14 protein-coding genes and 1 tRNA gene are annotated in these 12,728 nt (G+C 38.9%); 11 read left to right on the forward strand and 4 right to left on the reverse strand.

Features of this window, described 5'->3' with window-relative positions; translation table 11 throughout:
• Nucleotides 1-32: 32 nt before the first annotated feature.
• Nucleotides 33-584 (forward strand): hydrophobic protein, encoded by a 552-nt coding sequence (locus tag IEU90_RS07055; protein WP_153709983.1) that lies wholly within the window; start codon nt 33-35, stop codon nt 582-584.
• Nucleotides 585-646: 62 nt separating this feature from the next.
• Here IEU90_RS07055 and IEU90_RS07060 read toward each other — a convergent pair whose 3' ends face one another.
• Nucleotides 647-1,354 (reverse strand): Bax inhibitor-1/YccA family protein, encoded by a 708-nt coding sequence (locus IEU90_RS07060; RefSeq protein ID WP_153709984.1) that lies wholly within the window; start codon nt 1,352-1,354, stop codon nt 647-649.
• 261 nt (nt 1,355-1,615) lie between these two features.
• Between IEU90_RS07060 and IEU90_RS07065 the strand changes: the two genes are divergently transcribed.
• The 6 genes from IEU90_RS07065 to IEU90_RS07090 all read left to right on the forward strand — a co-directional run bounded on the left by IEU90_RS07065 (nt 1,616) and on the right by IEU90_RS07090 (nt 7,445).
• Nucleotides 1,616-1,915: an MGMT family protein gene (locus IEU90_RS07065; RefSeq protein WP_188357931.1), complete on the forward strand. Its 300-nt coding sequence runs from the start codon at nt 1,616-1,618 to the stop codon at nt 1,913-1,915.
• A gap of 28 nt (nt 1,916-1,943) precedes the next feature.
• Nucleotides 1,944-2,960: a DUF3114 domain-containing protein gene (locus tag IEU90_RS07070; RefSeq protein WP_153709986.1), complete on the forward strand. Its 1,017-nt coding sequence runs from the start codon at nt 1,944-1,946 to the stop codon at nt 2,958-2,960.
• Nucleotides 2,961-2,985: 25 nt separating this feature from the next.
• On the forward strand, nt 2,986-4,179 hold the full coding sequence (locus IEU90_RS07075; protein ID WP_188357917.1) for an amidohydrolase: 1,194 nt from the start codon (nt 2,986-2,988) through the stop codon (nt 4,177-4,179).
• A gap of 132 nt (nt 4,180-4,311) precedes the next feature.
• A complete protein-coding gene (locus IEU90_RS07080; protein WP_153709988.1) occupies nt 4,312-5,835 on the forward strand; it encodes a glutamate--cysteine ligase in 1,524 nt (507 codons plus the stop codon).
• Between the two features lie 104 nt (nt 5,836-5,939).
• Nucleotides 5,940-6,863, forward strand: a complete 924-nt coding sequence (locus IEU90_RS07085; protein ID WP_153709989.1) for a lactate/malate family dehydrogenase — start codon at nt 5,940-5,942, stop codon at nt 6,861-6,863.
• A gap of 3 nt (nt 6,864-6,866) precedes the next feature.
• Nucleotides 6,867-7,445, forward strand: coding sequence for an LOG family protein (locus IEU90_RS07090; RefSeq protein WP_153709990.1), 579 nt, complete (start codon nt 6,867-6,869; stop codon nt 7,443-7,445).
• Between the two features lie 31 nt (nt 7,446-7,476).
• Here the strand turns inward: IEU90_RS07090 and IEU90_RS07095 are convergent, their stop codons facing one another.
• Complete coding sequence (locus IEU90_RS07095; RefSeq protein WP_153709991.1) at nt 7,477-7,839, reverse strand: DUF4828 domain-containing protein; 363 nt, start codon at nt 7,837-7,839, stop codon at nt 7,477-7,479.
• 159 nt (nt 7,840-7,998) lie between these two features.
• Here IEU90_RS07095 and IEU90_RS07100 point away from each other — a divergent pair, with 159 nt between their 5' ends.
• From IEU90_RS07100 to wecB, 4 genes are all read left to right on the forward strand, one after another.
• Nucleotides 7,999-9,018, forward strand: coding sequence for a Gfo/Idh/MocA family protein (locus IEU90_RS07100; RefSeq protein ID WP_153709992.1), 1,020 nt, complete (start codon nt 7,999-8,001; stop codon nt 9,016-9,018).
• Nucleotides 9,019-9,029: 11 nt separating this feature from the next.
• Entirely contained in the window at nt 9,030-10,337 is a 1,308-nt protein-coding gene (locus IEU90_RS07105; RefSeq protein WP_153709993.1) for a DEAD/DEAH box helicase, read from the forward strand.
• Nucleotides 10,338-10,396: 59 nt separating this feature from the next.
• Nucleotides 10,397-10,469 (forward strand) — tRNA-Arg (locus IEU90_RS07110).
• Nucleotides 10,470-10,576: 107 nt separating this feature from the next.
• Nucleotides 10,577-11,698 carry a non-hydrolyzing UDP-N-acetylglucosamine 2-epimerase gene (wecB, locus tag IEU90_RS07115; protein WP_153709994.1) on the forward strand — a complete coding sequence of 374 codons (1,122 nt, stop codon included), beginning with the start codon at nt 10,577-10,579 and terminating at the stop codon, nt 11,696-11,698.
• A gap of 69 nt (nt 11,699-11,767) precedes the next feature.
• Here wecB and IEU90_RS07120 read toward each other — a convergent pair whose 3' ends face one another.
• Nucleotides 11,768-12,205, reverse strand: a complete 438-nt coding sequence (locus IEU90_RS07120) for a GtrA family protein (RefSeq protein WP_153709995.1) — start codon at nt 12,203-12,205, stop codon at nt 11,768-11,770.
• The gene (locus IEU90_RS07125; RefSeq protein WP_188357918.1) at nt 12,198-12,656 is read right to left on the reverse strand and encodes a flavodoxin; all 459 of its coding nucleotides are present in this window, start codon (nt 12,654-12,656) and stop codon (nt 12,198-12,200) included. Before IEU90_RS07125 ends, IEU90_RS07120 begins: the two co-directional genes overlap by 8 nt.
• Nucleotides 12,657-12,728: the final 72 nt, after the last annotated feature.

The raw sequence follows: 12,728 nt of genomic DNA on the forward strand, positions 1-12,728 counted from the left end.
CTATCGTATAGTTACACTAGGAGGGATAAATCATGACTCTCTTATTAATTTTTTGTTTATTAGTTATGTATAGTTTCATCAAAGGGACCTTTCAACTTGAACCCGTAACTAAGACTAGTTTCATTATTATTCCGATTTATGCTGTTATAATGACGATAATCTCGATGTTTACTGAATCAAACGAATGGCACTTATCTGTTACGATTATCTTAATTCTGATTGGAATTATGCTAGGCTGGTTTCAGACTTTCAGTGTCCGCGTTGTTAAAACCGCCGCGAAGGATAAGTATGGTAACCATATTTTCAAGTATTGCCGGGGATGGGCTTATTTGTATGGCTTTGGACTTGTTTTTGTTGTTGAAATTGCTACCAATTATTTATTAGGATTAAAAGTTACTTTTAAAAGTGTTTTATTTGAACTCTTAAATGAGGTATTGCGGGAACGGTTTAAATTCTTGCCTGATAACGGATGGATAATTTGGCTATTGCTTGCTGTAACGACGAGTGTATATACAATGATCCTTGTTCGTCGTTATCCCTGTATCAAAGAAGCACTGTATTGGAAAAAATATAAAAAAGAATAATTATAAGCAAATAAAAAGCGCCTAGTTATAGATGGTATTTACCACATGACTAGGCGATTATTTTAACGTTCGCTATCAGAACCAAAGATATCTAAGAAGCTAACAAAAAGATTAATAAAGTCGAGATATAATTGCAAAGCACCTAGAACCGCGAGACCGTTAGAAGATATCTGACCGTCACATTCAAGGTAGATGTTTTTCATTCGCTGAGCATCCCAGGCTGTTAATGCGGTGAAAATAATTACTGCAATTATTGATAAAATATAACTAATCATCGGACTTTGAACGAAGAAGTTGACAAGCAATGCGATAATTAAACCAATTAAAGCAGCACTGGCATATGAACCTATTCTTGTAAAGTCACGGTGAGAGAAGGTGCCGATTATTGCCATCGTTAAGAATACGCCGGCAGATGAAACAAATGCAGTAGCAATATCTGTTCCGGCATAAGCTCCTGCAATAAATGCAAACGAAATTCCATAGATAATTGCGGTAAGAATAAGTAAGAAGAAACAAAGTCCTGGACTCCGTGTAGCGTTAAAACTAATTCCAAAAGTTAGAATAATAGGCAGGAGGATAATTAACCAAATCCCCCAGCGATTATTAACCATAAATGCAGTGAATTGTTTAGCAAAAACATTCATTACAAGCCAAGCGGTTAGTGCTGAAAGTAGTACCGCCAGGGTCATTAAACCATACATCTTTGTTAAAAACCGGTTTAAGCCTGTAATATCAGCAACGTTTCTACGATTAGGTGAGAAATCATCCATAATTAAGCGCTCCTTTCCATAGTAACTAGTTGCCTACCTTTATTATATTCCATAACTTTAATAATAAAATTAATTTGCAATAAATTAGCAATGACGGCTTCTATGAAAAACTTGTAGCACTTGTTATTATTCTTTATTATAATTAGCAAAAACAAGGGGGCTTTTTGTAATGTAGTGGCATGATGAGCAATTTAGGGAATTAATAGTTGATAATTCATCATTCACTAACTTCAAGTAAAGAGGTGACTAACAACGACTAAAATAGATGAACAGTTTGTTCACGCGGTTTTGAATATTGTTGATATAATTCCGAATGGTCGCGTGGCTACTTATGGACAAATTGCACGGATAATTGGTCGTCCTCGTAATGCCCGTTTAGTAGGGAAAGTCCTTGGTAAATTTGGCGGTCGCGGGCACCATCCTTGTCATCGGGTTGTCACTGCTAATGGGCGCTTGGTTCCGGGATGGTTTGACCAGCGTCCAATGTTACTAGCAGAAGGTATTCCATTTAAAGACGAAAATCATGTTGATATAAAACGTTGTTACTGGAGAGGAATATAATTTCCTGGGAAATAAGATGGAGAAGGTAATGAAAAACGATCAAATAGGATCAGTTGATTATATGAGATCACTAATAAATAGCGGGTTAACTGCTCGTGATCAATTAGACTTAATCCTTAATCACCACCTGAATGCTGAAATTGATGAGAATCGCTTCCTGCAGTTATTAAGTAAGAAATATCAGTTAGCACCACAATTAGCGCCAATTAGTTACTTTTATCCTTATTTCCGTGACTTAGTGGTAGATGCTTATGACTCTCCTGAGGGACTGTCAACTGATTTATTGGGGAGAAAAATTCACCTATTTCGTAGCTATCTTGACCGGCAAAATATTGCTTATATTCGTAATTATCATAGCCCGCGACTTGATTCTAATGCGAATGACCTTCAGCGATTACTTTGCTATTTGCATGATAACCACTTAAGAGCTGATTTTAATACAGGGGCAAACTTTCATAACCGTTATCATCAGTCATTTACTTATCCTCACAACATGAAAATTCAGTTATTTCGTAATTCAATTCGTTATAAAAAGAACCCGGCAAGAATGATTGAATTTATTATTGATATCGACAGTGGCAGTTTTGTTAGTCAATGGAATATTTATCGTCAGACTGCCACCGGGCTAATTGATACTAATCCTGATCATTATTCACTTAACCAGTTGCAACAGGTTGCTAATACTGAATCCTTTAATTATGGTATTCCCTACGGCGGACGATTGGTTGTTGGGAAATATCGTCATACGCACCAGTACCTGGATGTTAATCAACCGTTAAATAGCAAAGTTCGTCGTGTAGCAAAGGATTATTGGCGATTTCCTCATGACTATGACCATAATGGTAACTATGCTGACTTGATTAAAAGACCGCAAGACATCATTGCTTGGCGTAAGGTCCCTAAAAATCAACGGTATTCGATCTATATGAATTATGTTGAGTATTTGAAAGAACAACGTTTAAAAAATAAGGGGATTAATTCTTATTTTTCAGCTACTCCAAAATATCATCAATTCTGTGCTCATTGGAAAGCGGGGTTGCTATAATGGTAACTAAAGGGAGAGCGATATTATGAATAATGAGCTTCAAATAGCATTGATGAAGAAATTGGATGAACATGAGGATGAAATTATCAAGATTCGGCGCTATTTGCATGCACATCCAGAAACTTCCTTTCACGAAAAGAATACAGCGCGATATATTAAAGAATTTTATCGGCACTTGGACTGTGATTTACGAGACTGTGGTGATGGCTATGGAATTCTTGTTGATATCCACGGTGCGCGCCCTGGTAAGTGTTTGGCTTTGCGTGCCGACTTTGATGCATTAGCAATTCAAGAGGATAACAACCTGCCATTTAGATCACAAAATCCTGGAGTAATGCATGCTTGTGGTCATGACGGTCATACAGCATATATGATGGTTTTGGCTAAGTGTTTGATTGAATTAAAAGAAATGCTAAACGGAACTGTGCGGATTATCCATCAACCAGCAGAGGAAGTTTCGCCAGGCGGTGCATTATCAATGATTCAAGATGGTGCATTAGATGGCGTTGATAATGTTGTCGGTATCCATGTGATGAGTACGATGCCAACAGGAATAATTCAGCTTCATCCAGGGCCAACCCAAACCGGGCGCGCTAATTTTGATTTGACTTTTGTAGGTAAGGGCGGTCATGCATCAATGCCGCAACTAAGCCATGATGCAATTGTAGCAGGAAGCTATTTCGTTACTACCGTTCAAACTGTAGTGTCGCGACGACTAAACCCATTTGATGTTGGCAGTGTTACAATTGGTTCCTTTGACGGCGCTGGATCATATAACGCAATTAAAGAAAGCGTCAGTTTAAAAGGTGACGTTAGGATTATGGATGAAAAAACACGGGGGATTATTAAGTCATCAATTCAAAAAGTTATTAAGGGGATTGATGATTCCTTTGACGTTCATAGTAAATTAAAGTACGATGATAATTATCCGGTTTTGGACAATAGTCGGTCCTTTACAGCTGAAATTGAAAAATGGCTTAAAGAAGCGAAACTGCCACGAGTAACGGCAATCAAAGATAGTGGTTTTGTAAATGCATCAGAAGACTTTTCTTATTTTGCCCAGGTTGTTCCGAGCTGCTTCTTTTATGTGGGCTGTCAGCCGGCTGATGGTGGTAGCTATCCCCATCACAGTCCAGAATTTATGCTGAATGAAAAATCACTTTTAATTTGCGCTAAGGCAATGGGGACAGTAGTAACAAATTATTTTGCCCTTCGTTAACAAAAACTAAACATTCTTTGATATATGTTAAAGTGATTATCTGGATAAAATAATTAAGTAATTATTGTCTATTATGTTTCAAAAGTGTTATGGTTGATTTTGAATAAAATGAATGATTGGAGGGATTCTTGGATGGGAACCGATTATGATCAACTTAAAGCAGCTTTAAAACAGCCGTCATTAAATGCCAAACTCTTTTCTTCAAAGTTTGGTTTAGAGGCAAAGAAGCACCGAATCTTGACTAATGGGCGGGCAAGTCGTTATCCATATCCTGAAAATCTGCGTTCACGGCAATATAATATTTATTTGAACTCAGGCTTTACAGATGACATGATGGATTTTGAAACTGCGCCAGTTGTCGGAGCCAAGAATGCAGTACGTCAGTTAAAAATGCTAGAGCAGATTGCAATTTCAAATTTACGAAGCGACGAACGATTATGGCCGCTAAGCATGGCACCAGGCCCAACTTATCAGCATGATTTGGAATATTTACAAACTGCTTTCACTAAAACATGGGATCAGCAGACTCATGATTATTTAGGTAAAAAATATGGTATTGTTCAAGAAATTTTAGGAGACGTTCATGTTAACTTTGGCTTAGATGATGAGCTAATCAACGAACTTTACCAGCGCTTTTATGTGGAGCAGTATCCTAATCGCATTGACTTTCAAAATCACCTATACTTCAAATTGGCACAAAACTTTTACCTTTACCAATGGTTGTTTACGTACTTATATGGGGCAAGCCCGGTTTCAATGGATATGCCGCACAGTATTCCTGAAGACCTGCAGTTGCCTGTTCGGAGTTTGCGTTGCAGTGACTATGGGGATGACAATTTTGCTGATGAACAGGTTACCTATGCTTCATATGATCAGCATTTTGCAGAACTAAAACAGTTCATGAATGATGGGACCTATTATAGTATGAAGGAATTCTTTGGCCCGGTTCGTTTACGACGTCATAATACACGGAATATCGATGATGCTTTGCGTGAGGGAATTAACTATCTTGAATTTCGTAACTTCGACCTTGATCCCTTATCACGAACGGGAATTAGTGATGATACGATTAATTTCCTTGAATTGCTGCTTTTAAATAGTATCATTTCACCATTACCGGATGATTTACCTGCAAGGCTGGCAGAAGTAAAGAAACGCAATAATGAAGTGGCGTTGCAAAAGCCGAAAGATCAACTGCCATGGATGCATGAAGCTGCGATAAAATTAATTGCAGAATTACAAAATTTCATTATTGAATTTAATGCGCCTCGTGAGTATCAGCTTGCTTTAAAATTTGTTCGTCGCCGTGTAGATGACCCGTCTTTAACAATCAGTGGCCAGTTGGCAGACCAACTTGATGATGGAGATTTATTATCCTTTGGTTTGAAGATTGCAAATGACCGTTATACTAAAAATATTAACTTCCAGCATCCGCTACAAGCCATTAGCGATGCATACTCTGATGATGTTCAACGGCTGGTTAAAGCTGCAATTGAGTTAGGAGTTCAAGTAGATTTGCAGCCCGGTCAAGTGATCTTACATGTAGGTGATCATGAGGAAAGTTATGATGCACAGGCAGACTTTGATTTTTCAAGGGGCGCTCGTGATGTAATTATTAGTGATTTTCCAGAAGTTAAAGATTTTCAAGAAAAATAATAATGTAAAAAGGTCCAGATTATTGATGATTCAATGCTCTGGACCTCATTAGCTAGAATTTTAATTTTAGATTATTACCCGGGAAATAGAAAGAAGATCTAAAGATGAGAAAAATTGGAATCATTGGCCTTGGACACGTGGGACAAATGCTTGCCAATCAACTAGTCATGAATGGAAAAGTCGACGAACTAGTATTAATTGATGAAAAAGATCAATTGGCAGTTGCTATTCAAGCTGATTTAAATGATGCCCAAACAGTGCTTGCCGTACACACAAAGATAATCATTCAGGACTATGCTGCCTTGGCAGATGCAGATATTCTTATTACGGCCTTTGGTAACAGCGCCTTATTAAAGCAGCAACCAATGGCTGAACTGGAGACCAGCTATCGTCAGGCAAAAGAGATCGGCAATAAGATTTTTAAAAGTGACTTTAGCGGGATCCTAATCAACTTAACAAACCCTAATGAAGCTATTACCGCCGTTCTCCAGCAGTCAGTTGGCTTACCGCAAAAGCAAGTGATTGGGATTGGCACCGTAGTTGAAACATCCCGCCTTTATCGTGCAATTGCGGAGGCAGCAAATGTCGCGGCTGCGAATGTTACTGGCTTTGTTTATGGACAACATGACGGACACCAGGTATTTGCATGGTCAACAGTGCGGGTTAACGGACAGCCATTAACAGCTGCAATTAATGGCCACCATCTTGACCAAAGCCAGTTAAAGATTAAGGCTAATCTTAGTAATTGGTACACACTTGATGGTTTAGGCTATAATGTAAGTGCTGTGACAGCGTGGACATTACGGATTGTAACGGCTATTTATGCTGATGAACAGTTGGCTTTACCAGTTGCAATTTATCAGCCGCAATATTCCACGTATATTAGTTTTCCCGCGTTAATCGGTCGTCAGGGAATAGGCAATTTGTTACTGTTGAAGCTTTATCCTTTAGAAGATGAGGAAATAAAAAGCGCCGCAGCAACAATCAAGCATCAATTAGATTCCCTAAAAAATATTGAAGGAGAATAATTAATGATCAAACGAATTGCAGTATATTGCGGAGCACGCGATGGAAATGATCCTGTGTTTAATCATGAAGCTCAACGTTTGGGTAAATGGTTAGTTAGCCATAACATCGAATTAGTTTATGGTGCCGGCGCCTTTGGCTTAATGGGGACTTTAGCACGAACCGTTTTACAAAATGGCGGAATGGTTCATGGGGTTATTACCTCAGAATTAGCTGAGCGTGGTGCTATTTATAATGAGTTGCCGGATGTAAGAATCGTCCCTAACATGGATATTAGGAAACAAACGATGATGAGCCTTGCCGATGGATTACTGGCGTTTCCTGGTGGCTTTGGAACGCTTGAGGAGATTAGCGAAGCAGCTTCATGGACAACGGTTGGAGATAATAACAAACCAGTTACGTTTTATAACTTTAAAGGATTTTATGATCCGTTATTGGACTTGTTTAAGCAAATGAATAAGGCGGGTTTTGTTGAAGATTCTTATTTGAATAGTGTTTATTTTGGTGATCAATTTGACCAGATTTTAGCATTTATGCAGTCTTATAAGGCCCCTGCCCATCGGCAATATACTAAAAAAATTTAAAAATAAAAAACGCTGAATCACAGCGCCAACATTATTTTAAGGGGTGAATGGTGTAAACTTGATCATCAGCTTCATCAGTTAGTGAAACTGGTCGTTGTTCATTTGCTCGGATAGTAATATGATAACCAAATCGATCAAGGAAAACTAACTTATCGGGCTTGATCTGTTGAACCGTTGCTGGAATGATTTGATTATCGATACCGAGCTTTAATTCAGGAGAGATTGTTATTTTATGAGAGCGATCTCGTTCTTTATCATAATATTGCCATGTGCCGGCATAAAAGATAGGCAACGAAATCGTACTATTGCTTTTCTTTGCACGACTGAACCCTAAAGTACTAGTGAGTCCAGCCATTAGTCCCGCGCCGAAAAGTAACATTCCTTTTTTCCTCATATTTTATCAGTCTCCTCAATTAAGTGATAAGTCATTTATAACATAACTAATTATACACACATTTCTATTATCAGAAGATTTCATTTCTGTTAAAAACGCGCAATAATTGTTAAAATTAGATGTAACCAAAGAAATAATTGAAAAGGAAGAGTTGATTTTATGCTAAAACTTGGCGTTATTGGAACACATATTATTACTGATCAGATGCTAGATGCAGCAAAGACGACTGGTAAGTACAAGTTAACAGCAGTTTATTCGCGGACATTACAACGGGCTGAAGAGTTTGGTAAGTCTTACGGTGCTACCGAGTTTTATGATGATCTTGACCGTTTCTTTGAAGACGGTGACTTTGAAGTAGTGTACGTTGCTTCACCAAATAGCCTGCACTATCAACAAGTACGAAAAGCAATCGAAAATGATAAATTTATTATTGTTGAAAAGCCGGCTTTTGTTAATCCGAGTGAATACAGTGCGATTGAATCTTTGCTTGCTGCCCATCCTAAGGCACGGTTGGTGGAAGCGGCTCGGCATATTCATACAAAGATCTACCAAGCTGCTTTGAAGAAAGTAGATGAGATGAAAGACCACCATGTTCAGGGTGCAACCTTGACTGTAATGAAGTATTCTTCACGTTATGACAAGGTCTTAGCTGGCGAAGAACCGTACCCGAATATTTTTACTCTTAAGTATGCGGGTGGAGCATTGATGGACCTAGGAGTTTATGCTGTTTACGGTGCTGTAACGATTTATGGCGAACCTGAATCAGTTGTATACTTCCCAACCCTTGCTAAGACCGGGGTAGATGCAAAAGGTGTTGCAATCCTTAATTATGATAAATTTACCGTTACATTAAACTTTGGGAAAACTGCCAACTCCCACCTTGATTCTGAAGTTTACGGATTAAAGGATACATTGGTATTTGATAGTATTTTTAATACTACTAAAGTAACTTACTATGATGCAGATCAAAATGCGCACCCAATTGAAGCACCAGTTGAAAAGAATTCAATGACTGATGAGATGAACGATTTTGCGGATCTTTTTAACAATCCTGACGATGAAGAAGAAATGAAGAAGTACAAGCACTGGTTAGAATTATCGAAGACTGTAAACTCAGTGATGTATTCCTTACGCCAGTCTGCCCAATTAGTTTTCCCCGCTGATAACGATCAAGAATAGGATGGTTTAATTTGATCGAACAATTTCAAAAACACTTTGATGAAAAATATAAGCAACCGACAGCAATTCAAACTGCTGTTGCACCGGCATTACAAACCGACCAATCTGTCCTTGGAATAGCACCAACTGGTTCAGGCAAGACCCTTGCTTTTACGTTACCGCTTTTGCCTAAGATTATGCCAGGCGAAGGAACCCAGCTATTGGTTCTTGCGCCTTCACAAGAATTAGCGATTCAAACGACAAAAGTAATGCGTGAGTGGGCATCCTTAATTGGAGTTAGTGTTCAATCTTTGACAGGGGGTGCTAACTTACGCCGGCAGGTTATGAAGCTTCATCAGCATCCTGATGTTGTTGTTGGGACACCAGGACGAGTTCTGCACATGCTTGATAATCATCATTTGAAACTTGGGCATTTAATGACGATGGTGGTTGACGAAGCTGATGATATGCTTCAAGATGATACGCTTGCAGTAGTTGAAGATATTGAACGTGCGACGCCATTATCCGCTCAATTAGCATTCTTCTCTGCTACTAAGTCACCGGTTTTAGATGAATTAAATGTGATGTTTGGTCGGGACATTGAGGTTATCGATGTTCGTGATGAAGATACATCGCAGGGGCCGGTTGAACATGGTTATTTAAGTGCTCGGACCAATGCGCAAAAAGCGGCAACATTACGGCGATTAACCAGCATTAAGGACTTTCGTGCATTAGTATTTTTCAATAGCACGCGTACGCTTAACTATGCAGCTAGTCGTCTTCGCCATGAACACATTCCCGTTGCAACGCTTGGTGGTAAGCAAAAACAAACGCAACGAGAAAAAGCAATGCGGATGTTTCGGAAACGCCAAATCAAGTTATTGTTAACTACTGATTTAGCAGCTCGGGGGATTGATATTCCTAAGCTACCAGCAATAATTAATTTTGACTTGCCAACCGCCTTGAATACTTATATTCACCGCGTTGGCCGAACCGGACGGCAGGGTGAGCCGGGATTAGCGCTTAGTCTAGGTGATGATCATGATATCCGTGACCTTAAGAAATTGCTCGCCGACAGCGATTATGAGCTAACAAAATTATATGTCGGTGATAATAAATTAACGAAGCAAAAGCCGGAAAAAGGGCAGCAAGTAGTTTCAATTAATAAACAAGCTAGTCGCCATTTGCAAAAAGAACAATTAACTGGTGAACCACGCTTGCAAAAGAAAATGGATAAGACGCTTAATGGCTTTTCAAAACCGAAAAAACGACGAAAAAAGAAGAACCGGAAAAACAAGGGGATTCGACTAAAACACCGTCGTCAAAATGGAGAAAATTAAAAAAGAATGATTATCGTCTTTACGAAGCGCTTCGTAAATGCGATAATATTCTTTGACTTGGTCCTATAGTATAATTGGATAGTACATCCGCCTCCTAAGCGGTCGATTCCGGTTCAAATCCGGATGGGACCATTAATTGCTGACGTGGTTGCTTTGTAGAGTGATTACGTCTTTTTTTATTGCAGAAAATTATAAAGTTTCTTAAACTGGGAGTATGACAGTAGAAAGGGGAGTGGAGGATGCAACCGCCATATAAGGTTATGTTTTTATTCGGCACGCGGGCTGAGGTTTTGAAGTTGGCGCCAATTATTAACCTCATGCACCGTGATACCGAGACGTGGCAAACAGTGCTTGTTTCAACCGGGGATTCTCAGCTATTAAACGATACGTTAGCATACCTGAATTTTAAGATTGATTTTAGTGTTGACGCATCTAATATCGCCAGCACCAATGAAGTTGAGTTATTAAGTCAGCTTTTGCATAATTTAAATAACGTTATTAATGCTGGACAGCCTGATATGATTCTTGTAGCTGGTGACGCGACAACGAGTTTAGCTGCCAGCTTGATTAGTTTTTATCATCATATCTCACTTGGGCACGTTGAGGCTGGTCTGCGTACTTATGAACGATATTCGCCTTTTCCAGATGAGATGCATCGCCGGCTTACTGATAACCTAGCTGACCTTTACTTTGCGCCGACTACAAGGGCACGGGATAATTTGTTACAGGAACATCATCCAGCTAAACGGATTTATGTCACTGGTAATACTTCAATTGATAATGTTAACCATACTCTACAAGGCGATTTTACGCATCCTTTACTTCAGAAAATTCCAGAAGATCATCGCATTTTATTGATGACGATGCGTCGTAAAGATAATATGGGATCACCGATGAAACGGGTTTTCCATACGATGCGTGACATTGTAGAAACAAATAGTAATGTTGATTTGATATTTCCTATTTATCCTTATTCAGAAGAGGTATCGCTTGCCAATGAGATTTTAGGTGATCATGAACGAATTCATCTCATTGAGCCGTTAAATCATCATGATTTCTTAAATATTGCTGCAAGGAGTACGATTTTACTTACCGATTCAGGTGGTTTACAGGAAGAAGCGCCAGCATTGCATCGTCCGCTTTTACTCTTACGGGATGAGACAGAACGACAAGAAGCAGTTAGCCTTGGTGGGGTAAAGATTGTTGGGACAGACCCGACCACAATTCAACAAGCAGTTTTTGAATTGTTAAATGACGAAAAAAAGTATCGGCAGATGGAACAAGCAGAAGTACCATTCGGGGATGGTCACGCCAGCGAGAAAATCCTTAAGATCATTGCAAAATATTTGCAGCTTAAATAAAAAGCTTTCATTATATAAAAATGGCATCTAGAGTCCAATACTGAACGCTAGATGCCATTTGTGCATACTCTATTTATCTGCAATGTCACGGTTATCTTTGAAAATTAACCACTTTGAGAAAACATAGTTAGCAATTACAACAATTACGTTATCAATAAACTTAACGATAAATTGTTGGAAGGGAGTATCAAATTTAAGAACTTTAATACCAACGTAAGTAATAATTAAGTCAATTACCAATGTTAGTCCCCGATAGAAAAAGAAGCGTAAAATTTCAACGATAAAGTCACTTATGGTCGTATAATGTGAGCCGAATACCCAGACCTTATTAGTAAAATATGCAACTAAAACGGATGCAAACCAAGCAATTACGGTAGAAAGCGCAACGTTCCAGTGTAACCCTGGACTTAGGATCTGGAATACTGCTAAGTTAACCACCGTTGTTACAACGCCCCAAAATAGGTAGGCGATGATTGACTTATACTTTTCCCATAAATCCTTAATCATTAAGTTTAGCCGCCTTTTCTACTAATTGCTTAGCGAAAGCATCAAGTTTTTGAATATCTTCCTCGTCAGGTGCAAGGTTGACTTTAACATTTTCTGCGCCCTTAATTGCACCGGTTCTTGCGAGTGCATCGCCAAATTTATCAACAGCAACACAGAAATCGTCGCCATAGAAAGTATCGCCTGAACCAGCGACTCCATAGACTTTACCTGCTAATTGTTCTTCTTGCAGGTCTTCGTAAAAGTCAAGGCCTTCTTCTGGTAATGCTCCTTCATCATAAGTATAAGGGCAGATCACACAAATATCAGCGTCTTCAAAGTCAGCTGGATCAGCCATGGTCATTTCAACTTCATCGACTTCCGCACCTAAATCTTCTAGTGCGTCCGTGATAATATCCGCAACGTCTTCATTATTACCAGTAATTGTTGCGTATACTACAAGTGCTTTTGCCATTTTATAACCTCCATTTAATTCTTAACGTTCATATAGTATAGCACGGTTTACGATATCACGGCAGACAAGTGG

This window comes from Limosilactobacillus caviae, assembly GCF_014635905.1.
GTDB classification, from domain to species: domain Bacteria; phylum Bacillota; class Bacilli; order Lactobacillales; family Lactobacillaceae; genus Limosilactobacillus; species Limosilactobacillus caviae.

Excerpts from the sequence above, each read along its gene's own strand:
- IEU90_RS07125 (WP_188357918.1), bottom strand. The coding sequence starts at position 12,656 with ATGGCAAAAGCACTTGTAGTATACGCAACAATTACTGGTAATAATGAA.
- IEU90_RS07095 (WP_153709991.1), bottom strand. The coding sequence starts at position 7,839 with ATGAGGAAAAAAGGAATGTTACTTTTCGGCGCGGGACTAATGGCTGGA.
- IEU90_RS07085 (WP_153709989.1), top strand. The coding sequence starts at position 5,940 with ATGAGAAAAATTGGAATCATTGGCCTTGGACACGTGGGACAAATGCTT.
- IEU90_RS07120 (WP_153709995.1), bottom strand. The coding sequence starts at position 12,205 with ATGATTAAGGATTTATGGGAAAAGTATAAGTCAATCATCGCCTACCTA.
- IEU90_RS07060 (WP_153709984.1), bottom strand. The coding sequence starts at position 1,354 with ATGGATGATTTCTCACCTAATCGTAGAAACGTTGCTGATATTACAGGC.
- IEU90_RS07055 (WP_153709983.1), top strand. The coding sequence starts at position 33 with ATGACTCTCTTATTAATTTTTTGTTTATTAGTTATGTATAGTTTCATC.
- IEU90_RS07080 (WP_153709988.1), top strand. The coding sequence starts at position 4,312 with ATGGGAACCGATTATGATCAACTTAAAGCAGCTTTAAAACAGCCGTCA.
- IEU90_RS07100 (WP_153709992.1), top strand. The coding sequence starts at position 7,999 with ATGCTAAAACTTGGCGTTATTGGAACACATATTATTACTGATCAGATG.
- IEU90_RS07090 (WP_153709990.1), top strand. The coding sequence starts at position 6,867 with ATGATCAAACGAATTGCAGTATATTGCGGAGCACGCGATGGAAATGAT.
- IEU90_RS07070 (WP_153709986.1), top strand. The coding sequence starts at position 1,944 with ATGAAAAACGATCAAATAGGATCAGTTGATTATATGAGATCACTAATA.
- wecB (WP_153709994.1), top strand. The coding sequence starts at position 10,577 with ATGCAACCGCCATATAAGGTTATGTTTTTATTCGGCACGCGGGCTGAG.
- IEU90_RS07075 (WP_188357917.1), top strand. The coding sequence starts at position 2,986 with ATGAATAATGAGCTTCAAATAGCATTGATGAAGAAATTGGATGAACAT.